The organism is Microbacterium sp. 2216-1, from assembly GCF_046507855.1.
Classification (GTDB): domain Bacteria; phylum Actinomycetota; class Actinomycetes; order Actinomycetales; family Microbacteriaceae; genus Microbacterium; species Microbacterium esteraromaticum_C.
This window is the reverse complement of the sequence record NZ_JBKFTM010000001.1, coordinates 1685581-1705081: the sequence shown is the minus strand read 5'-3', so window position 1 is coordinate 1705081 and position 19501 is coordinate 1685581. Positions and strand designations below refer to the sequence as shown.

General features: G+C 68.8%; 20 protein-coding genes. 12 read left to right on the top strand and 8 right to left on the bottom strand.

Translation table 11 applies throughout. The features are described from left to right. Positions 1–78: 78 nt before the first annotated feature. Positions 79–447, bottom strand: a complete 369-nt coding sequence (locus ACLD0U_RS07960) for a VOC family protein (protein WP_410340252.1) — start codon at positions 445–447, stop codon at positions 79–81. 165 nt (positions 448–612) lie between these two features. Between ACLD0U_RS07960 and ACLD0U_RS07955 the strand changes: the two genes are divergently transcribed. The 4 genes from ACLD0U_RS07955 (at position 613) to ACLD0U_RS07940 (ending at position 3274) form a co-directional block, all read left to right on the top strand. Beyond that, positions 613–1794: a serine hydrolase domain-containing protein gene (locus tag ACLD0U_RS07955; RefSeq protein WP_410340251.1), complete on the top strand. Its 1182-nt coding sequence runs from the start codon at positions 613–615 to the stop codon at positions 1792–1794. Positions 1795–1821: 27 nt separating this feature from the next. Beyond that, complete coding sequence (locus tag ACLD0U_RS07950) at positions 1822–2379, top strand: LytTR family DNA-binding domain-containing protein (protein ID WP_410340250.1); 558 nt, start codon at positions 1822–1824, stop codon at positions 2377–2379. A gap of 15 nt (positions 2380–2394) precedes the next feature. Next, complete coding sequence (locus tag ACLD0U_RS07945) at positions 2395–2829, top strand: hypothetical protein (protein ID WP_410340249.1); 435 nt, start codon at positions 2395–2397, stop codon at positions 2827–2829. Between the two features lie 241 nt (positions 2830–3070). Continuing rightward, entirely contained in the window at positions 3071–3274 is a 204-nt protein-coding gene (locus ACLD0U_RS07940) for a cold-shock protein (protein ID WP_179410498.1), read from the top strand. A gap of 84 nt (positions 3275–3358) precedes the next feature. Here ACLD0U_RS07940 and ACLD0U_RS07935 read toward each other — a convergent pair whose 3' ends face one another. The 6 genes from ACLD0U_RS07935 to ACLD0U_RS07910 form a co-directional block, all read right to left on the bottom strand. Beyond that, complete coding sequence (locus ACLD0U_RS07935) at positions 3359–4093, bottom strand: NADPH-dependent F420 reductase (RefSeq protein ID WP_410340248.1); 735 nt, start codon at positions 4091–4093, stop codon at positions 3359–3361. Positions 4094–4118: 25 nt separating this feature from the next. Further along, positions 4119–5642, bottom strand: coding sequence for a SulP family inorganic anion transporter (locus tag ACLD0U_RS07930; RefSeq protein WP_410340247.1), 1524 nt, complete (start codon positions 5640–5642; stop codon positions 4119–4121). Between the two features lie 215 nt (positions 5643–5857). Then, positions 5858–6286, bottom strand: coding sequence for a pyridoxamine 5'-phosphate oxidase family protein (locus ACLD0U_RS07925; protein WP_410340246.1), 429 nt, complete (start codon positions 6284–6286; stop codon positions 5858–5860). Between the two features lie 86 nt (positions 6287–6372). Beyond that, the gene (locus ACLD0U_RS07920; protein WP_410340282.1) at positions 6373–9798 is read right to left on the bottom strand and encodes an error-prone DNA polymerase; all 3426 of its coding nucleotides are present in this window, start codon (positions 9796–9798) and stop codon (positions 6373–6375) included. Then, positions 9798–11336 carry a DNA polymerase Y family protein gene (locus tag ACLD0U_RS07915; RefSeq protein WP_410340281.1) on the bottom strand — a complete coding sequence of 513 codons (1539 nt, stop codon included), beginning with the start codon at positions 11334–11336 and terminating at the stop codon, positions 9798–9800. The genes ACLD0U_RS07920 and ACLD0U_RS07915 overlap by 1 nt, the downstream gene beginning before the upstream one ends. A gap of 17 nt (positions 11337–11353) precedes the next feature. Beyond that, on the bottom strand, positions 11354–12124 hold the full coding sequence (locus ACLD0U_RS07910; RefSeq protein WP_224818949.1) for a hypothetical protein: 771 nt from the start codon (positions 12122–12124) through the stop codon (positions 11354–11356). 124 nt (positions 12125–12248) lie between these two features. Between ACLD0U_RS07910 and ACLD0U_RS07905 the strand changes: the two genes are divergently transcribed. The 6 genes from ACLD0U_RS07905 to ACLD0U_RS07880 all read left to right on the top strand — a co-directional run bounded on the left by ACLD0U_RS07905 (position 12249) and on the right by ACLD0U_RS07880 (position 16704). Further along, entirely contained in the window at positions 12249–12719 is a 471-nt protein-coding gene (locus tag ACLD0U_RS07905) for a prepilin peptidase (RefSeq protein WP_410340245.1), read from the top strand. Positions 12720–12790: 71 nt separating this feature from the next. Further along, on the top strand, positions 12791–13006 hold the full coding sequence (locus ACLD0U_RS07900; protein WP_179410503.1) for a response regulator: 216 nt from the start codon (positions 12791–12793) through the stop codon (positions 13004–13006). Further along, positions 12996–13619, top strand: coding sequence for a CYTH domain-containing protein (locus tag ACLD0U_RS07895; protein ID WP_410340244.1), 624 nt, complete (start codon positions 12996–12998; stop codon positions 13617–13619). Before ACLD0U_RS07900 ends, ACLD0U_RS07895 begins: the two co-directional genes overlap by 11 nt. Before the next feature lie 110 nt (positions 13620–13729). Next, positions 13730–14893 (top strand): type III polyketide synthase, encoded by a 1164-nt coding sequence (locus ACLD0U_RS07890; RefSeq protein ID WP_410340243.1) that lies wholly within the window; start codon positions 13730–13732, stop codon positions 14891–14893. Further along, positions 14883–15617 (top strand): methyltransferase domain-containing protein, encoded by a 735-nt coding sequence (locus ACLD0U_RS07885; RefSeq protein ID WP_410340242.1) that lies wholly within the window; start codon positions 14883–14885, stop codon positions 15615–15617. The genes ACLD0U_RS07890 and ACLD0U_RS07885 overlap by 11 nt, the downstream gene beginning before the upstream one ends. After that, positions 15604–16704, top strand: coding sequence for an FAD-dependent oxidoreductase (locus tag ACLD0U_RS07880; protein WP_410340241.1), 1101 nt, complete (start codon positions 15604–15606; stop codon positions 16702–16704). Before ACLD0U_RS07885 ends, ACLD0U_RS07880 begins: the two co-directional genes overlap by 14 nt. Before the next feature lie 62 nt (positions 16705–16766). Here ACLD0U_RS07880 and lpdA read toward each other — a convergent pair whose 3' ends face one another. Beyond that, on the bottom strand, positions 16767–18164 hold the full coding sequence (lpdA, locus tag ACLD0U_RS07875) for a dihydrolipoyl dehydrogenase (protein ID WP_179410508.1): 1398 nt from the start codon (positions 18162–18164) through the stop codon (positions 16767–16769). 118 nt (positions 18165–18282) lie between these two features. Here lpdA and ACLD0U_RS07870 point away from each other — a divergent pair, with 118 nt between their 5' ends. Both ACLD0U_RS07870 and ACLD0U_RS07865 read left to right on the top strand, forming a co-directional pair. Continuing rightward, positions 18283–18765, top strand: coding sequence for an FHA domain-containing protein (locus tag ACLD0U_RS07870; RefSeq protein WP_179410509.1), 483 nt, complete (start codon positions 18283–18285; stop codon positions 18763–18765). Continuing rightward, positions 18765–19454, top strand: coding sequence for a MerR family transcriptional regulator (locus ACLD0U_RS07865; protein WP_206549578.1), 690 nt, complete (start codon positions 18765–18767; stop codon positions 19452–19454). Before ACLD0U_RS07870 ends, ACLD0U_RS07865 begins: the two co-directional genes overlap by 1 nt. The last annotated feature ends 47 nt before the right edge of the window (positions 19455–19501 follow it).

Sequence of the window (19501 nt, the reverse complement as noted above, 5' to 3'; positions counted from 1 at the left end):
AGTTCGAAGCCAAGCTAGCCGAGCCGCTCACACTCGCGGCCTAAACCACACCTGTCACCAGTTCGTTCCTCACGCCCCTCAGCGATGCTGATCGAAGAGGACGACGTTGCCGTCTGGGTCGGTAATCACGAAGCTCCCCGGTCCGGCTTCGCTCTCGACTTCGCTCACCAGCGCGACTCCGTCCGCCTTGAGCGCGGCTTGAATCTCACGCACATCGGTGAAGGACGGCGTCTCTTGACCGGCCTGATCCCAGCCGGGATTGAACGTGAGGATGTTGCTGTCGAACATCCCGTGAAATAGGCCCAGCGTCGTCTCGCCATTGCGCAGAATGAGCCATCCCTGGTCGGCATCACCGCCGACGACAGCAAACCCGAGTCGCTCGTAGAACTCCCTCGAGTCCTTGAGATTCGATACCGCCAGGCTTACCGAGAACGCGCCGAGGTCCATGCCGCCGACGCTACCACCCGGCATTGAGCCGAAACAGGCCAAGAATCTCACCCCCTCTCACCGACCACTCACCCTCGCTCACCGACCACTCAGCCGGCCGCCGTATCGCTGCGGCATCCGCTCTTCCTACCGTCGAATCGACCGAGAACGGCGGAAGGAAAGCACATGCGTACAGGAGTGAAGATCGCGATCTGGATCGCGGCGTCGGTGGCCGCGGTGGTCGTCGCAGGCGGGGGAGTGCTCGCGTATGCGAACAGGCCCCTGTCGCAGTCCGAGGCGGATGCTGCCATCAACGAACGACTCGTAGACACCGTGACGAAGAACGACACCGTCTCGGCGGCGCTGTTCGCGACCTACGACGGACGCACCGGCGAACTGCACGAGTACGCGGCAGGTACGTCGTCGACGAAGCCCGCGACAACCGACAGCCCGTTCCACGCGGCGAGCGTGGGAAAGACAATGCTCGCCGCCGTCTACGCGCAACTCGTCGATGAAGGGCGCATCACCCTCGACGACCCGATCTCTGAACACCTCGACGCTGAGACCCTCGACGGATTGTTCACCATCGACGGCACAGACCACAGCGGTGAGGTGACATTCCGCCACCTGCTCGGCCACACCTCGGGCATCGCCGACTACTTCGAAGGGCCCGTGCTGCGCGGGCCGTCGATGATTGACATCGTCACCGACGACCCCGACCGGGCATTCACTCCGGAAGACCTGCTCGCGTTCTCGCGAGAGAACCAGACCCCGGTCGCCGCCCCCGGCGAGGAGTTCGCGTACTCCGACACCGGGTACATCCTGCTCGGCCTGGCACTCGAACGCATCGAACAGCAGCCGTACGCCGACGTACTGCACGAGCGCATCTTCGCGCCGCTCGGCATGCGCGACAGCCACCTGCTCACCGATCACGGCACTGGCACCGACATACTGCCGCTGACCGTGCGCGGCGTCGACCTCAGCGACCGCGCCGCGCTGTCGGTCGACTGGGCCGGCGGAGGAGTCGTCACCAGCCTCTCCGACCTCGTGACCTTCACCCGCGCCTTCACCTCGGCCGAACTGTTCTCGCCCGAGATGCTCGCCGAGCTGACCACGTTCACCGGACAGTACGACACCGGCATCCACTACGGACTCGGCGTCATGCAGTTCCGCTTCGCAGAACTCTCTCCGATGCTGTTCTCGATGACCGACATGCACGGCGCCGTCGGCTCCACCGGCACCTACGCCCTCTACGACCCCGAGAACGACCGCATCTACGTCGCCAACTACGGATCACTAGACTTCGCACAGAAGGCCATCGAGGAACTCATCCAACTGCGCCTGCTCGTCGAACGCATCGCCGCGTGAATCGACCGCGATCGAAGGGGGAGGGCGATGATCGAGATCGTCTGCTCTGATGCCCTCCGACCCCGCCTCGAACGTGAACTCGCCGCCGCCGGCATCCCCACAGGTACGAGTGCAGAGACCACCACCGACTCTCGCTGGGTGCTCGTCGAACGAGGACACACCGCGCCCGACCACGCACCGGCGCTCGTCTTCGACGCGCTCGACTACGTGCAGGTCGTCCGGCTGCTCGCCTCGGGCATCCGCGGTTCCGCACAGACTCCGCGCACGATGATCGGCCAGCGCGACGACGCGTTCGTCGTGCTCGCCGCCCGCGACGTGCTCGTCATCGAAGCCGCCGACGACGGCGCGATCGCGGTGACCGCCTCGGGAACGGCACGGATGCGAGGCACCCTGCAGCAGATCGAAACCGCCTGGGGTCCGCTCGGATTCGTGCGCGCCAACCGTTCGCAGCTCGCGAACCTCAGCCACGTGCGAGAGATCGTGCCGTGGTTCAACTCCCGCTACGTGCTGCGCATGACCGGTGGCAACGACGTGGAGGTCTCGAAGATGTACGCCAAACACCTGCGCGCCAGGCTCGGAATCTGAGAACGGAGCAGACACATGGACGTTTCCGCGATCGCCAAGTCCGGCCTTCTCGGCCTCATCATCGGCACCGTGCTCGCCGTCATCGGCTCGGCCGGCAACACCCCGCTCGAACGCGTGGTCACCGTGCTGCTCTGCGGCATCATCGGCCTCGCCATCGGCGCCGCCACCGAATGGCTCACCTCGCTGCTGCCGACACGCATCGCCCGCACGGCAACCTACTTCGTCATCAGCGCCGCCATCGCGATCACGATCTCGGCCATCGTCACCGCCGTATTGATCGCGATCAGCCCCGGCGTCGTCGGCTACCACCTGTGGGCGATCCCCCTGATCGTCGTCACCATCGTCGGCATCGGAAACCTCGTCGACTACCAGATGTACCGCCGCGCGCAACGGCGCCTCGCGGCCTACCAAGCCGGACTCGACGACGAGACGGCCGACACCAACCGCTGAGTCATCACTCACCCGGCTGGTGCATCACGGGCCAGTCGGGTACTGTCAAGAGCAAGTCAGTGAAGTTGTGTTTCTGCCGGCGTCCTCTCCGGGCCAGCTTCCTGAGATTGGTTCACTATCTTCTCGCCCAAGGCATCGCGGCACACGCGCACACCTGCGGCTCGCACCAGACCCCGCGGCGGCGCCGTCGCCGCGGCAACACGGATCACCACCATGGTCCAGACAACGAAGGAATGACGTCATGGCCACTGGCACCGTCAAATGGTTCAACGCCGACAAGGGCTTCGGGTTCATCGCTCCCGACGACGGCTCGGACGACCTGTTCGCGCACTTCAGCGCGATCAACAGCAGCGGCTACCGCAGCCTCGAAGAGAACCAGAAGGTCTCGTTCGACCCCGAGCGTGGCCCGAAGGGCATGCAGGCAGCGAACATCCAGGTCATCTGACCTGAAGTGATGCGGGCGTTCAGTCCGGGCTACGGCCCGGGCTGGACGCCCGTTCTGCATCTGACGCGGGAGAACCCGCCGCGCTCACTCGCCGAACAACCGGCCACCGCGCGCCCGCGCCACGACGATGCCGCGCTGCGACGTCGGGAAGCGGTCGAGCATCGCGCGCAACTCCTCGGCACCGACATCGGCGCCAAACGCTTCGGCGCCCGGTTCGAGCGCAATCCCGGATGCCAGTGGCCCCGCGACCACCGGATCGAAACCCAACCGATCGACCAGCGTCGAGACGACGGCGAGATCGGCCTCATCGTCGCCCGCGATCGCGATGGCCTTGCGCCCCGGCGCTCCCGCCGGGCGCGCCTCGTCTTCGAGATCCTGATACCCCATGTGCCCGAGCGCCTTCACCACGCGTGCACCCGGCAGATGCCGCTGCACCAGCTCGCTCGTCGACGAGCGCGGATCCTCAAGATCAGGACGGATGCCATCGGTCGCCCACCAGTAGTTCATGGCGTCGATCACCAGCATCCCGCGCAGCTCATCCGCGGGTACCTGCGGAAGGCGACCGAGCGGGAGCGCCAGCACGACAGCATCCGACTCGGCGATCACCGACGCCGGCGTCGTCGCCTCCGCGCCGACGGCCGACATCGCCGCCGCGATCAACGCGGGATCGCGCGAGGTCGCCACCCGCACCCGGTAACCGGCGGATGCCGCCAACCCGGCCAGTACCGAACCGAGGCGCCCCGCGCCGAGGATCCCGAGCGCAGCGATCGGGCGCGCATCGCGCTGCCCACCACTCTGCCCGCCCGAGCCCGTCTGCACGCCGCCATCGTACGCCGTAGCAGCGTCAGATGCCGTCGCCGAGGCCTCGCGTCAGCCGAGCATGGAACGCACTCGTGAAATCGTTCATGCCGACGAACTCGACACTCTTCCCGTGCTGCTCGTACTTCGTCTCGATGGCGTCGAGCGCCGCGACGGTCGATGCGTCCCAGACATGGGACTTCGAGAAGTCGACCACCACGCGCTCGGGATCGGCCGCGTACTCGAACATCGTCGTCAGGTCGTTGCTCGAGGCGAACAGGAGCTGCCCCTCCACGGTGTAGTGCGCGACCTGAGTGCCGTCATGGTCGACGACCTCGCGCTTGACGTCGACAAGGTGCGCAACGCGGCGAACGAACATGACGCTGGCGACGAACACTCCGACCACGACACCGATGGCGAGGTTGTGCGTAGCGACCACCACCGCGACGGTGATGACCATGACGGCCGTCTCACTCTTCGGCAGCTTCTTCAACGTCGACGGCCTGATCGAGTGCCAGTCGAAGGTACCGACCGACACCATGATCATCACGGCGACCAACGCCGCCATCGGGATGATCGCGACCACGTCGCCGAGCACCACGATCAGGATCAGCAGGAACACTCCCGCCAGGAAGGTCGAAATGCGCGTGCGAGCACCCGAGGCCTTGACGTTGATCATGGTCTGCCCGATCATGGCGCAGCCACCCATGCCGCCGAACATCCCCGATGCGAGGTTTGCGACGCCCTGGCCCCAGGACTCCCGAGTCTTGTTCGAGTGCGTGTCGGTGACGTCGTCGACGAGCTTCGCGGTCATCAAGGATTCCATCAGGCCGACCAGCGCCATCGCGAGAGCGTAGGGAGCGATGATCGACAGGGTCTCGAAGGTGAATGGCACGTTCGGGATGAACAACTCGGGAAGGCTACGCGGCAACTCGCCCTCGTCGCCGACCCGGGGCACGTTGATCGCGAAGACGAGCACGGCGGCGGTGACGATGACGATCGACACCAACGGGGCGGGGACCACCTTGGTGAGCTTGGGCATGAACACCATGATCAGCAGGCCCACCGCGACGAGCGGGTACACCAGCCACGGCTTGCCAATCAGATGCGGCAGTTGCGCGGTGAAGATGAGGATCGCCAGAGCGTTGACGAATCCCACCATGACGCTGCGCGGGATGAATCGCATCAGCTTCGCGACCCCGAGCGCGGCGAGCACGATCTGCAACACCCCGGCGAGCAGCACGGTGGCGATGAGATAGTCCATGCCGTACTCGCGGGTGAGTGGCGCGACGACGAGCGCGATCGCGCCCGTCGCGGCGGTGATCATCGCGGGGCGTCCGCCGACGAACGCGATCGTCACAGCCATGATGAACGACGAGAACAAGCCCACCTTGGGGTCGACTCCGGCGATGATCGAGAAGCTGATCGCCTCGGGGATCAGCGCCAGTGCCACGACGAGACCGGCGAGGACTTCGCGCGTGAGGATGCGCGGGGTCTTCAGTGCGGTGAGGACTGAGGGCTCGGGCCGATACCGGTTCCGGTCGTCGGCGGTCGTGGCAGCTGTCGTCATGAGGCGTGCCTCCAGGCTGGGGTGGGGCCGATGTGACACATCGAAGAGTGAGTGTGCGCTCTACGCGCGCCCGACAGGATCCCGCTGGGGTCTTCGGTCGGAATGAAGCCCGCCAGATCATGCGGGCGTGAACGTCAACCCTAACGCAGGCGCTCGGATACTCCCTCGAACACGTGCGTGCGACCGGCCCCCTCACACCGATGGGGTGACCGGGCTCAAGAGCCCCAGCGTGCCTCCGAGACATGCGGCGGGCGGCTGCCGGTGTCGTACACACGCACCCAGCGCACGTCCACGGCGAACAGCGCGTATCCGTCATCGAGGGCGCGTGAACTCGGGAAGTGGCGGCAGTACTCCTCGCCGAGCCGGGCGCGCTCCGCACCCTGCGTCGCGCGGGCCTCGCCCTCGAGCTGTACGGTGACAGCGGCACCGGTCACGGCCACGGCGATGCGCGGGTCGCGGGCGATGTTGGCAACTTTGCGCGAGTCGACCGCCGCGTCGAACACCAGCACCGCATCATCGCCGGCGTACATCACGACATACGCCGCCTGCGGTTCACCCTGCTCTCCGACCGTGGCCACGACCCCCGACCCGCAGACGCGGACGAAGTGGGCGACGGCGGCTCGGTCTGCAGCATCGATGCTCATGCTCTGAAGCTACGCCGATCGGCGTGGTCGCGCGAGGTCTTTTTTGAGGATGAGGTTGTCTCTTCGAGAAGAGGCCCTCGTTCGCCTCACCGGAAATCCCTCGACCGGTGCGTCACACCGGTGCGCAGGTCTTCGAACGCATCGGCGAGCACGTTGACGACGCCCTCGACCGAGCGCTCCAGGATGCCGCGCACGATCAGCGCCGGTGAATCACGCGCCACCCGCCGATACCGGTTCCAGACCCCCATCGAGCACACCACGTTGACCAGCCCGTGCTCATCCTCCAGATTCAGGAAGGTGATGCCGCTCGCGGTCGCCGGACGCTGCCGGTGGGTGACCAGACCGGCCACCTCAATACGGCGCCCCTCTTCATGCGAGCGCAGCTGATCCGACGAGAGCACCCCACGCTCGGCCAGCGCCCCACGGAAATGCGTCATGGGGTGGTCGTCTGTCGAGATGCCGGTCGCCCACAGATCCGCCGCCAGCAGCTCATGACTGCTCTGATCGGCGAACAGAGGCGGTTGCACCGACACAGCAGTGCCCGGCAGAAACCTGGCGCGATCCTGCGCGGCGGCCCCGGCCATCCAGATCGCCTCGCGCCGGCTGATCCCCAGGCAGTCGAAGGCTCCGGCCGTGGCCAGCGCCTCCAGTTGCGCCGCCGTGGCATCCGTCCGCCGCACCAGATCGTGCAGATCTCGAAAGGGACCGTGCTGCTCCCGCGCGGCGACGATGCGTTCGGCCAGGGCTGAGCCGATCCCACGCACACCGGCCAGCCCCAGGCGCACGGCGAACCGGCCGTCGCGGCGGTGGGCGGCCGACTCATCCGGCGCATCACGGTCGAACGGGCGCGGCTCGGGCGGATCGACGGTGCGTCGGCAGGAATCCAAGCCGGTCGGCCCCGGTGACGCCGCATCCGTGAGCAGCTCCAGGTCATCGGTGGCGGACGAGGCGTGCAGATCGGGGCGCAGCACCTGCACGCCGTGCCGTCGGGCATCGGCGGTCAGCGACGCCGCCGAGTAGAACCCCATCGGCTGAGCCCGCAGCAGCCCCGCCAGGAACGCGGCGGGATAGTGCAGTTTGACCCATGAGCTGGCGTACACGAGCAGCGCGAACGACAGCGAATGCGACTCGGCGAACCCGAAACTCGAGAACGCCTGGATCTGCGCGTAGATGCGATCGGCGGCATCGCCCACCAGCCCCTTCTCGGCCATGCCCCGATACAGCGATGCGCGGATGCGATCGATCCGCTCCAGCCCCCGCTTCGATCCCATCGCCCGGCGCAGCAGATCGGCCTCATCGGCCGTGCAATCGCCGAGCACGGTGGCCATCTGGATCAGCTGCTCCTGGAACACCGGAATGCCCAGCGTGCGCCGCAGCACCGGCTCCAGCGCCGGATGGGCATAGGTGACCTTCTCGTGCCCCAGCTTGCGGCGCACGAACGGATGCACCGCACCGCCCTGGATCGGGCCAGGCCGGATGAGCGCGATCTGGATCGCCAACTCGTAGAACTGCCGAGGCTGCAACCGCGGCAGCAACCCCATCTGCGCGCGGGACTCGACCTGGAACACCCCGATCGAATCCGCCCGGCACAGCATGTCGTACACCGCCGGTTCCTCTTTGGGCAGCGTCTGCAGCGTCCAGCGCTCGCCCGTGGCGCGGGAGATCAGATCGAAGCTGTGCTGCAGGGCCGAGAGCATCCCCAACCCCAGCAGGTCGAACTTGACCAGCCCCATCCACGCCGCGTCGTCCTTGTCCCACTGGATCACCGTGCGATCGGCCATGCGGGCGTTCTCAACCGGCACGACCTCGCCCACCGGGCGGGCAGTGAGCACCATGCCGCCGGAGTGGATGCCCAGATGCCGCGGCGCCTTCAGCAGCTCACCCGCGTAGCCGAGCACATCGGCGGGGATGTCGGTGTCGGCGGACGCCTCGATGCCTGCGCCCCACCCGTCGACCTGCTTCGACCAGGCATCCTGCTGACCGGGGGAGTGCCCGAGCGCCCTGGCCATGTCGCGCACCGCGTTCTTCGGCCGGTACTGGATGACATTCGCCACCTGCGCCGCGCGCTCGCGCCCGTAGCGCCGGTACACCCACTGAATGATCTCTTCGCGCCGGCCGGAATCGAAGTCGACATCGATATCGGGCTCCTCTTCGCGGGTGGTCGCCAGGAACCGCTCGAACGGCAGCCGGTACAGGATCGGATCGACCGCCGTGATGCCGAGCAGATAGCAGACCGCGCTCGCCGCCGCCGACCCCCGGCCCTGGCACAGGATGCCACGACGACGGGCCTCTTCGACGATCTCGTGCACGATCAGGAAGTACCCGGGAAAGTCCTTCTCTTCGATCACGTCGAGCTCGCGCACGATGCGCGCCCGCCCCTCGTCATCGAGTCGCGGATATCGGTGCGGTACGGCGGCCCACACCAGCGCGCGCAGATGACTCATGGTGGTGTGCCCCTCGGGAACGGGCGTCTGCGGCAGGGCAGGGCGCGCTCGCCGCAACGGGAACGCGCACTCCGCGGCGATCCGCAGGCCGTGCTCGATCGCCCCCGGGTAACGGCGAAAGCGACGGGTCATCTCGGCGCCACTGCGCAGATGCGCGCTGCCGTGCGAGGGCAACCAGCCATCGAGATCGTCCATGCTGCGGGTCGCGCGCACCGCCGCGACCGCCTCGGCGAGCCCGGCCCGGTCGGGCCCCGCGTAGTGCACGTTGTTCGTGGCGACCACCGGCAACCGCAGTTCACGGGCGAGGTCTGCGAGAGCATCGTTGCGACGTGTGTCGAGCGGATCGCCGTGGTCGATCAGCTCGACGGCGATCTGGTCGTGCCCGAACAGATCGATCAGCCGGCGCAACGGCGTCTCGGCATCGCCCTGGGCGAGCCCCCGCCGCACACCTCCCTTGCGGCAGCCGGTCAGGATCGTCCACTGCCCGTCGGCGCTGGCCGCGAGGTCATCGAGGTCGTACAGCGGGCGCCCCTTCTCGCCACCACGCAACTGGGCGCGGGTGATCGCCCCCGAGAGGCGGTGATATCCCTCGACGCCGCGGGCCAGCACCAGCAGATGATCACCCACCGGATCGGGCACACCGCCCTGCGGGGCGGGCAGATCGAGCGACAGCTCGGCACCGAACACCGTCTGCACCCCGGTGAGCTCAGCGGCCTCGGCGAAACGCGCCGCGCCGTAGAAGCCGTCGTGATCCGTGATCGCCAGTGCGGTGAGGCCCAACGCCTCGGCCTCGGCGAGCAGATCATCGGGGGAGGAGGCCCCGTCGAGGAACGAGAACGAACTGTGCGCGTGCAGCTCGGCGTACGGCACGGCATCATCCGGACGGGAACGCGGCGGAGGCACGACAGGAGGGCGGTGCCTGCTCAACGGGCCGGGATCGGCACGCTTCGGGGAGGGCTCGGCGGATGCCGGTGCCTGCTCGCGTGCCGGTGCCTGCTCGCGAGTGGGAGCGCTCAGCGTGCGCTCCAGCTCGGCCCAGGAGAGTTTCGGATTGTTCCAGCCGGCCATCAGCGGTACCGCCCCTCTGCCCACCACCGACCCTCGGAGCAGAACACCAGCCATGCACGCTGCCGCGCATCCACCAGTTGGAAGCGGTGCCCTGCCTTCGCGCGCTCGCCGTCCCACCGGCGCTCGTGCAACGGCCACGGGCCCGCCCAGGCGACGATCTCGCTGCCCTCCAGCAGCGCAGGGGGATCCGACAGCTCCCCGCGTCCATCGACCGCGACCGACCGGCCGTCAGACGCGGTCACGGTGACGGGGTGCGCGGGGGCGAACACCTCGGCGGGCAGGGGGCCCGGCAGGCGTCCTGGCCAGGGCAGGGCGGGATCGCGCTCGAGCACCGGTCGCTCGCCCCAGGGCGTCAGCACCTGCCGATCGGTGAGCATGCGTCCGCCCGACACCGTCGCCGTGACCACTCCACGATGGCCGAGCAACGTCTGCACACGTGAGACGGCGTGATGCAGACGCTCATCGGTGCCCGAACCGAACAGGCCGGGTTGATGGCGGGCGGCGTCGTCGACCGAGAGCGGGGCGATCCGCACCGATACGATCCCGCGGAACGACCGGGCGGCGTCGATCTCTGCAACGGGCGTGCGCTCGATGAGCGTTTCGAGCTGCCAGCGCACCCGGTCGACCAGTTCACTCGCGTCGAAGCAGGTCGGATGCAGCCAGGGCCGCGAGAACACGCCCCCGTCGTCATCGGTGAGGTCGATGCGCACCTCGGTGCACACCAGCGAGGCGTCGGCGAGGCCGAGCAGCACGGCATCCGCCGTCTGACGCACCGCGAACGCGATCTGATCCGACTGCGCCAAGGGGGCGTCGAACTCGACCGTGCGCGACAGTTCGGGATCGGGCGGACGGCTCGAGAGCGGACGGGAATCGGCGCCCCCGGCCAGCGCGTGCAACCGGGCTCCCTGCTCGCCGAGCCGATCGCGCACCATGACGGCGTCCAGCGCGGCGAAACCGCCGAGAGTCGAGATGCCGAGCCGGTGCAGCAACCCGGTCAGCGCCTCATCGCCGAGCACCGGCAGAGGCAGTGGGGCGAGGAAGTCGCGCGACCCCCCGGGAGGGACGACCACCCAGGCAGGAGCGCCCTCGGTGCCGGCCGCGGTGCGCGCTGCCAGCTCAGCCGTGAACACCCCGTCGGCGACACCGATCCGAACCTCGGGGTACCCCGCTTCGCCGAGCACCGCAAGCAGCGCAGAAGCCGCCTCGGCCTCGCCGCCGTGGTAGCGCGACACCCCGCGCGAGCGCAGGCCCGCGAGCCCCGGCCGCAGCAGATGTACACCGGGCACATGCTGCTCGATCAGACGCAGCACCGGGACGAAGGCGCGTTCGTCCACGGCAGGGTCGTGCGGCATCATGCGCAGCGCGGGCGCACGCCCCTGCGCTAGCCGGCGGCGCTGGCCGATGCGCACACCCTGCTCACGCGCCGACGCGGTACAGGCCACGACCGTGTTGCCGTGCACGAGAGCGGTGGGCGGGTGCGGCGGCGGAGCCCCGAGCGCCGCGCGCAACGGCCAGTCGGGGAACCACAGCACGTGCATTCTGCTCGGTGCATCCATCAGGCCACCGCCCAGCTCGGATGGGTCGGCAGCGGGGTCTGCTCGCGGTCGATGCGGCGAACAGGTGCGACAGGCAGAACAGGCGCGACAGGGGCGATCGGCGCCGGCTCGATGCCGCCCAGACTGCCGGGAAGCCGCACCTGCAGGCTCTGCGGGCGCGGCGAGGTGCGGGTCTGCGCCGTCACCGTGACCGTACGGTCCGACAACAGCCCCCAGCCCTCACCGATCCCCTCCCACTGCGGGTCGTGCAGGCTGATCATCCCCTCGCTCTGCGGCCACTGCGCGGTGCTCAGCAGCGTGCATCCGCGATCGCGCAACCGGGCGGCGAGCCGCGCGGCTTCCTGATCGCGCACGGCAGAGCCCGGGCTCATCGCGATCAGCGGTACCACCTCGGCCAGCGCCGATACCACCGCCAGCCACCGATCGCCGGGATCGGGCACGAGGATCAGCCGCGAGAGGTCGATGCCGAAGGCGGCGGCGGCCTCGAGTCCCAGTGTCGGCATGCCGACCGCCGCGCACCAGCCGCCGCGACGCGACGAGGCGCTCATCAGGGCGAAGATCAGGCTCGGTGACGGCGAGACCGAATAGACCGCCCCGGTGTGCAGGCCCCGTTCGGGGAGCAGGTCCTGCAGGGCGGCATCCACCGGGATCACGGCGTCGTCGCTGCGCCGGCGCTGCATGCGCCCGATCTCCCGGCGCAGCCGGAGGATCTCTCCGGCCCGTCGGTCGGCGGGGGAGGTCATCGTCGTCGCGATCGCTCCGTCAGGCATACATCCATCCTCGAATACATGTTCGAACAGTTCAAGTCCACCTCGAACGCTAGTTCGCACATCCGACATTCGTGGTTATCCACAGCCCGGCCCGAGGTGACGCGCCGATCGCTAGCCTGCGAGGGTGTCCCTCCACTCCATCGCCGTGATCGCCGTGCATCTCGCCCTGGCGGGAATCGGCGCGTGGTTGATCGTCATCGACGCCCGCACGCACCGTCTGCCCAACCGCATCGTCCTGCCGACGCTCGGGGCGCTCGTGCTGCTGGCGATCATCGAGGCGCTCGTGACAGGAGACGGGGAACGACTGGTGCGTGCACTGCTGGGTGGGCTCGCGCTCGGCGCCTTCTACGCCGTCATACACCTGATCTCGCGGCAGGGGATGGGCGGCGGTGACGTGAAGCTCGCGGCCGTGATCGGGCTGGTCCTCGCCTGGCACGGCTGGCAGGTGCTGGTGCTCGGCGCCGCCGCAGCGTTCCTACTCGGAGCCCTCTACGCCATCGTGCTCATGCTGCTGCGCCGCGCGAACCGGCACACCCGCATCGCCTTCGGGCCCTGGATGATCATCGGGGCCGTCCTCGCCATCGGCCTGGCCTGACGTGGCAGACGCAAACCCGCCCATGTGAGGAAACCCGCCCCGATCGGCGAACACGGCGCTATGGTGAGCACATGGCACTCGCACGACTCCACGGCGGCCCGCTGGACGGGCAGATCCTTCCGCTCGACGATGTCGAGCAACAGACCCTGATCGTTCCCTACAGCGAAACGCAGGTGATGTACCGGCGCGAAGGCGAGGCGACCCATACGGGAGCCGACGACGGCCCCACCGAGGTGGCCTTCTGGTTCGCCGAGGCCAGCGACGACATCACGCCCAGTGACGACTGACCCGCAGCGCACGTTCGAGGTCGAGCGCAAGTTCGACGCCGACGCCGACACCGAGCTGCCCGTCTGGACGGATGTGCCCGGCGTCACCGCGGTCAGCGCCGGAGAGGCGCGCGAACTGGATGCCCGCTACCTCGACACCGCCGATGCCGTACTGGCCCGGAACGGGGTCGCCCTGCGGCGCCGCACCGGGGGGACCGACGCCGGGTGGCACGTCAAGGGCCCACGCCAGGGCGACGGCCGCCTCGAACTCGGCTGGCCATTGGATGAGGACGGACGGATTCCCGCGGCCGTCACCGAGTTCGTCGCGCAATGGACCACCGACGAGCTGACCCCCCTCGCACGCATCGAGAACTCCCGGACCGCCTACCTGCTCAGCGGCCCCGACGGTGTCATCGCCGAGTTCGTCGACGACCGGGTGCGCGCCACCGATCTGCGCGCCGAGCCGCAGGTGCTCCGCGCATGGCGTGAATGGGAGATGGAGCTGGGGCCCGCGGCGCCGGCCGACGAGCACGGACGCGCCGTGTTCTTCGACGCCGTGGAACGTGCGGTCGCCGCGGCAGGTGGGCGTCCGCCCTCGTCGGGTTCGAAGCTCGCCCGCGCACTCGGGCTCTGACGGCGGACGTTCAGCAACGCTCACCGCGGAAACGCGCACGACGGTAACGCACACGGCGGCTCCACGCACAAGCCCTTTCCCCGGGCAGGGTGGCGTGCTTCAGTGGGGCCATGCGCCCACACGTCCAGCTCCGCTCCCTGCAGACCCTCGTCCCCGACGTGCCGCTCGAGCAGGGCGCCGTCCGCGACGTCTTCGCCGGTCAGCCCGGGATCTCACGCCTGACCAAACGGCTCGTGACCGCCTCGTTCGACGGTTCGGGAATCGAGACCAGACACACCGTGCTCACCGAGCTCGACCTCACCGCCGATGCGCCGGACCCGCAGTTCTACGACCGCGAGTCCGGCGCTCTGCTCGTGCCCGGCACCAAGGCCCGCAACGAGACCTACGCGCGTGAGGCCGACCGGCTCTTCGTCGCGGCGGCGCAGGGCGCGATCGCCGCTGACCCCGACATCACGGCATCCGACATCACCCACGTCGTCACGGTCTCGTGCACCGGATTCCACGCGCCGGGACCCGACTACGCGATCGTGCGCGGACTCGGACTGTCGGATGCCGTGCAGCGCTACCACCTCGGATTCATGGGATGCTACGCGGCCATGCCCGCGCTGCGCGCGGCGACGCAATTCTGCCTGGCCGACCCCACCGCTGTGGTGCTCGTCGTCAGCGTCGAACTGTGCACGCTGCATCTGCGCTCGTCGGACGACCCCGACACGATCATCGCGTCATCGTTGTTCTCGGACGGCGCCGCTGCCGCCCTGGTGACGGCCCGATCGTTTGAGACCGACGTGCCCGCCTTCTCACTCGACGGGTTCCACACCGCGATCGTGCCCGACGGCAAGGACGACATGGCCTGGACGATCGGCGACAGCGGCTTCGAGATGGTGCTCTCGACCGCGGTGCCGCAGCTGATCGGCGAGAACATCGACGAGGCGCTGCGCCCGCTGTGGGCCGCGGAGGACGCACTGGTCGAGGCGTTCGACGATGGACGAATCGGCGCAGCCGTGCAGCACTGGGCGATCCACCCCGGTGGGCGCAGCATCCTCGATCGGGTGCAGGGACGCCTGCAGCTGAGCGACGGGCAACTGCATCCGGCTCGCGAGGTGCTGCGCACCCGCGGCAACATGTCCAGCGCCACGGTACTGTTCGTGCTGCAGCGCATCCTCGATGACCCCGACGCGCTCGCCGGACAGCGTGTCGCCGCGATGGCGTTCGGGCCCGGGTTGACGGCAGAGAGCGCCATGCTGACCGTGATCGGCGGGACCGGTGGCGGTTGATCTGCGCGTGCGCGCCGTCGACGCGCGGGAGCAGATGGATGCCGCCGATGCCGACCCGCGGATGCTGGCGCGCACCTATGCGCGCTTCGCGGCCGTCAACGCCGTCGTCTCGGATCCGCGTGGTCTGTACCGGCGCCTCGTGCGTCCGAGAGCCCGGGGAGGCGCTTTCGGCGGCGCACTGCGCGTGCTCGACATCGGCTGCGGCGGAGGCGACCTGGCGCTCGCCCTGGCGCGGCGCCTACGGCGGGACGGGCACCCCGCGCAGGTGACCGGAATCGACATCGATCCGCGGGCGGTGGAGTGGTCGACCCGGGCTGACCCCGAGGGACTGGTGCAATGGCGCTGCACCTCCAGCGCCGACCTCGTCGACGCCGGGGAGCAGTACGACATCGTGCTGTCCAATCACGTGCTGCACCACCTGACCGAGAGCGGACTGCACGCACTGCTGGCCGAGTCACGTCGGCTCGTGCGCACCGGCGGGGTCGCCGAGCACAGCGACATCGCCCGCAGCCGAACCGCGTACGCGCTGTTCGCCGCCGCGACCTGGCCGGTCGCCGGCACCGTACTGGCCGGGTCGTACATCCGGGCCGACGGGCTCACCAGCATCCGACGTTCCTACACACGCGCCGAGCTCGCCGCGCGCGTACCGCCGGGCTGGCGCGTCGAGAAGCGGATGCCGGCGCGCGTGCTGCTGCGCTGGGAGGCGCCCCATGGGGCGCCCTGACGTGATCATCGCGGGCGCCGGACCGGTGGGCCTGCTGCTCGGTTGCCTGCTCGGCGCCCGCGGTGCCCACGTGGTGATCTGCGAACGGCGCACCGGAACCGACGACCGCACGCGCGCCATCGGCGTGCACCCGCCCGGACTCGACGCCCTCGATGCCGCCGGCGTCGGCACAGCCCTGCGCGCCGAGGCGGTCGCGCTGGAACGTGGCGAGGTGCATGCGCGCGGTCGGATGCTGGCATCCATCGCCTTTCCCGCGGAGCGCACCGTGCGGATTCTGCCCCAACGACGCACGGTCGCGCTGCTGCGGGAACGACTGCACGCTCTCGGCGTCGAGGTGCGCATGGACTGTGAGGTCACTCAGGTGAGTCAGGACAGCACCGGGGTGAGCGTCGGCCTGCGCGGTGCGGCCGGAGAGACATCCGAGCACGCGTCGCTCCTGATCGCCGCCGACGGCGTGCACAGCGGGCTGCGTGCGGCGCTGGGCATCCGCTGGCGTCGTCGCGGCAGCACGGCGCGCTACTCGATGGTCGACGCTGCCGATGCGGATGACTCCGCGATCGCGCGGCTGTACTGCGAACCCGGGGGACTGGTGGAATCCTTCCCGTTGCCGGGTAGACGCCGGCGCTGGGTCGTGCGGCACCCGCCGGGCGTGCCCGCGCTGTCAGGCGAGGACTTCGCACGCGCGGTGCACACGCGAACGGGCATCGCGATCACGCCCGTCGCGCCCAGCGCGTTCACCGCCGCCCAGCACCGCGCCGCGCGCACCGTGGCGGGTCGCGTCGTGCTGCTCGGCGATGCCGCGCACGAGATCAGCCCGATCGGCGGCCAGGGTATGAACCTGGGCTGGGTGGATGCCCGAGTCCTGGCCGATGCGCTCGGGCAGAGCGGTCCGGGTGGCCTCGCCGCGTACGAACGCTGGGCCGCGCGAGCCGCCGCCGACGTGCAGCGCCGGGCGACGTTCTACATGTCGATGGGGGCGCCGGCTCGTGGCATCCGACAACACGCGCGCGAGGGCGTGATTCGGCTCATGGGAACGGCGCCGCTGCGGAACGCCGCCGCGGCGCTGGTGACGATGCGCGGAATCTGACAGCGCCCGAAAACGCGAGAAGTGCCCGGTCCGCAACGGACCGGGCACTTCGACGACGGGTGTCACATGTTGATCATGTGACCGGCGAGGCCGTGGAAGCCCTCCTGCAGCGCCTCCGACAGCGTCGGGTGGGTGTGCACGTTGCGCGCCGCCTCCAGGGCGGTGAGGTCCCACTTCTGCGCGAGCGTGAGCTCGGGCAGCAGCTCCGAGACATCGGGGCCGATCAGGTGGCCACCGATGAGCTCGAGGTGCTCTGCATCGGCGATCAGCTTGACGAAGCCGACCGGCTCGCCCAGGCCGTTGGCCTTGCCGTTCGCGCTGAACGGGAACTTGGCGACCTTGATCTCGCGCCCCTCGGCCTTGGCCTGCTCTTCGGTCAGACCGAAGCTGGCGACCTGCGGCTGGCAGAACGTCGCACGCGGCATCATGCGGTAGTCGCCCAGCGTCTGGGTCTCGGCCCCGCCGATGGTCTCGGCGGCGACGACGCCCTGCGCCTCGGCGACGTGTGCGAGCTGGAGCTTGGCGGTCACATCGCCGATGGCGTAGATGCCCTCGACGTTGGTGCGCATGTGGTCATCGATGTCGATCGCACCGCGCTCGGTGAGCGCGACACCGGTGTTCTCCAGACCGAAGCCCTCGACGCGCGGGGCGAAGCCCACCGACATCAGCACCTTGCCCGCGGTGATCTCGCCCGGCTTGCCGTCACGGGTCTCGTACGTGACGTGCACGCTGGAGCCGTTGTCGGTGACGGTCTTGACCGCGGTGGAGGTGAGGATGTCGATGCCCAGCTTCTTGTACTGGCGCTGGATCTCCTTCGAGACCTCGACATCCTCGTTGGGGAGCGCGCGGTCGAGGAACTCGACGATGGTGACCTTCACGCCGTAGTTCGACAGCACGTAGCCGAACTCCATGCCGATGGCGCCGGCGCCGACGATGACGATCGACTCGGGCAGCTCACGCGAGAGGATCTGCTCTTCGTAGGTGACCACGTTGTCGCTGAGCTGCACGCCCGGCAGCAGGCGCACGGTCGACCCCGTCGCGATGATCACGTTGTCGAACGTGACCTGCTCGGTCGAGCCGTCGGACTTGGTGACCGTGATGGCCTTGGGACCGGTGAAGGCGCCGCGGCCCTCGTACTCGGTCACCTTGTTCTTCTTCATCAGGTAGTGGATGCCCTTGACGTGCGTGTCGGCGACCTTGCGGCTGCGGTCGAACGCGACGCCGAAGTCGAAGCTCACGTCACCCGAGATGCCGAAGAAGTCGGCCTTGTGCGTGAAGGTGTGCGCGATCTCAGCGTTCTTCAGGAGGGACTTCGAGGGGATGCAGCCCACGTTCAGGCAGACACCGCCCCAGTACTTCTCCTCGATGATCGCAGTGGAAAGGCCGAGCTGTGCGCTGCGGACGGCGGCGACATAGCCGCCGGGGCCCGCGCCGAGGATGACGACGTCGTAGTGTGGCATGTTCTCAGCCTATCGCCGCGCCGTCGATCGCGCGGAGGATGCCCGGGCGAATCGGTAGAACGCACTCCCAGGCGCTCGATCCGATCCGATAGGCTGGGAGGCCGGAGGAGGGAGAACCGTGACAGACGACAGCACGAACAGCGCCGGAGGCGCGATCCATCGCAGCGGTGAGCAGCGTCACGATGTGACGCAGACTTTCGGTCACGAATCGGATCTCTCCTTCGTGCCCTTCGGTGCCGACCTCACCGAGGTGGAGGCCGCGGCGATCGCCGCACTGCCCTCGGGCTCGGCACTGCTTCTGGTGCGCGCCGGTGCACTCGCCGGCGCCCGCTATCTGCTCGACGCCGATGTGACGACCGTGGGGCGTCACCCCGAGGCGGATATCTTCTTCGACGACGTCACCGTCTCGCGCCGCCACGCCGAGATCACCCGATCGGGTTCGGTGTTCGAGATCGTCGACCAGCGATCGCTCAACGGCACCTATGTCAACGGCGAACGCGTCGACCGCAGTGAACTCGCCGACGGTTACGAACTGCGCGTCGGCAAGTTCCGCATGAACTTCTTCGCCTCGCCCGCCGACCGCGCCACGGCGAACGGCTGATGACCCCGGGCGGTGCCGCCCGAGGGCGCTCCGCGCCGTCGGGTCTTCTCAGCATCGGTCAGGTGCTGGCCCGGTTGACGCCGGAGTTCCCTCAGCTGACCACGAGCAAGCTGCGGTTCCTCGAGGTGCAGGGCATCGTATCGCCGGCACGCACGCAGTCCGGCTACCGAAAGTTCTGTGCCGCTGACGTCGAGCGCGTGCGCGCGGCGCTGATCCTGCAGCGCGATCACTACCTGCCGCTCAGCGTCATCCGCGAACAGCTCGATGAGGCCGAGGCCGACGCCGACGGCATCCCGATGGTGGCACCGCCCTCCATCGCGACGCCGGTGCACCAGCACCGACGCGACGACCTTCTGCTGCGCACGGGCGCCACACCGCAGCTGTTCAATGACGCCATCAGCGCGGGGCTCATCAACGCGGCAGAGACGTACCCGGAGCAGGTCTCGACCCTGCTGTCGGGCCTGGTGGCCCTCGCCAAGCACGGCATCGAGCCGCGCCACCTGCGCACCATGCGGCAGAACGCCGAGCGTGAGGCGGCTCTGATCGAGTCGGCGCTGGCCACCTTGCTCGCCCGCACGGATGCCGCTTCGAGGGGGCGCGCGTCGGAACTGGCGCCCGAACTCGCCACCCACATCGACGACGTGCGACGCCTGCTGGTGAAGCAGTCGATCGAACGCGTGCTTTCGTAACGAACAGGTTGCGACACACCTTCGCGTTGCATCGGATGTCGTTGCCG

Bases quoted from the DNA above. Each gene is read 5' to 3' on its own strand.
- ACLD0U_RS07925 (WP_410340246.1), bottom strand. From the start codon at position 6,286: ATGAGCATCGATGCTGCAGACCGAGCCGCCGTCGCCCACTTCGTCCGC.
- ACLD0U_RS07920 (WP_410340282.1), bottom strand. From the start codon at position 9,798: ATGGCCGGCTGGAACAATCCGAAACTCTCCTGGGCCGAGCTGGAGCGC.
- ACLD0U_RS07865 (WP_206549578.1), top strand. From the start codon at position 18,765: ATGACCCCGGGCGGTGCCGCCCGAGGGCGCTCCGCGCCGTCGGGTCTT.
- ACLD0U_RS07955 (WP_410340251.1), top strand. From the start codon at position 613: ATGCGTACAGGAGTGAAGATCGCGATCTGGATCGCGGCGTCGGTGGCC.
- ACLD0U_RS07960 (WP_410340252.1), bottom strand. From the start codon at position 447: ATGGACCTCGGCGCGTTCTCGGTAAGCCTGGCGGTATCGAATCTCAAG.
- ACLD0U_RS07930 (WP_410340247.1), bottom strand. From the start codon at position 5,642: ATGACGACAGCTGCCACGACCGCCGACGACCGGAACCGGTATCGGCCC.
- ACLD0U_RS07940 (WP_179410498.1), top strand. From the start codon at position 3,071: ATGGCCACTGGCACCGTCAAATGGTTCAACGCCGACAAGGGCTTCGGG.
- ACLD0U_RS07890 (WP_410340243.1), top strand. From the start codon at position 13,730: ATGCGCCCACACGTCCAGCTCCGCTCCCTGCAGACCCTCGTCCCCGAC.
- ACLD0U_RS07900 (WP_179410503.1), top strand. From the start codon at position 12,791: ATGGCACTCGCACGACTCCACGGCGGCCCGCTGGACGGGCAGATCCTT.
- ACLD0U_RS07880 (WP_410340241.1), top strand. From the start codon at position 15,604: ATGGGGCGCCCTGACGTGATCATCGCGGGCGCCGGACCGGTGGGCCTG.
- lpdA (WP_179410508.1), bottom strand. From the start codon at position 18,164: ATGCCACACTACGACGTCGTCATCCTCGGCGCGGGCCCCGGCGGCTAT.
- ACLD0U_RS07950 (WP_410340250.1), top strand. From the start codon at position 1,822: ATGATCGAGATCGTCTGCTCTGATGCCCTCCGACCCCGCCTCGAACGT.
- ACLD0U_RS07915 (WP_410340281.1), bottom strand. From the start codon at position 11,336: ATGCACGTGCTGTGGTTCCCCGACTGGCCGTTGCGCGCGGCGCTCGGG.
- ACLD0U_RS07945 (WP_410340249.1), top strand. From the start codon at position 2,395: ATGGACGTTTCCGCGATCGCCAAGTCCGGCCTTCTCGGCCTCATCATC.
- ACLD0U_RS07910 (WP_224818949.1), bottom strand. From the start codon at position 12,124: ATGCCTGACGGAGCGATCGCGACGACGATGACCTCCCCCGCCGACCGA.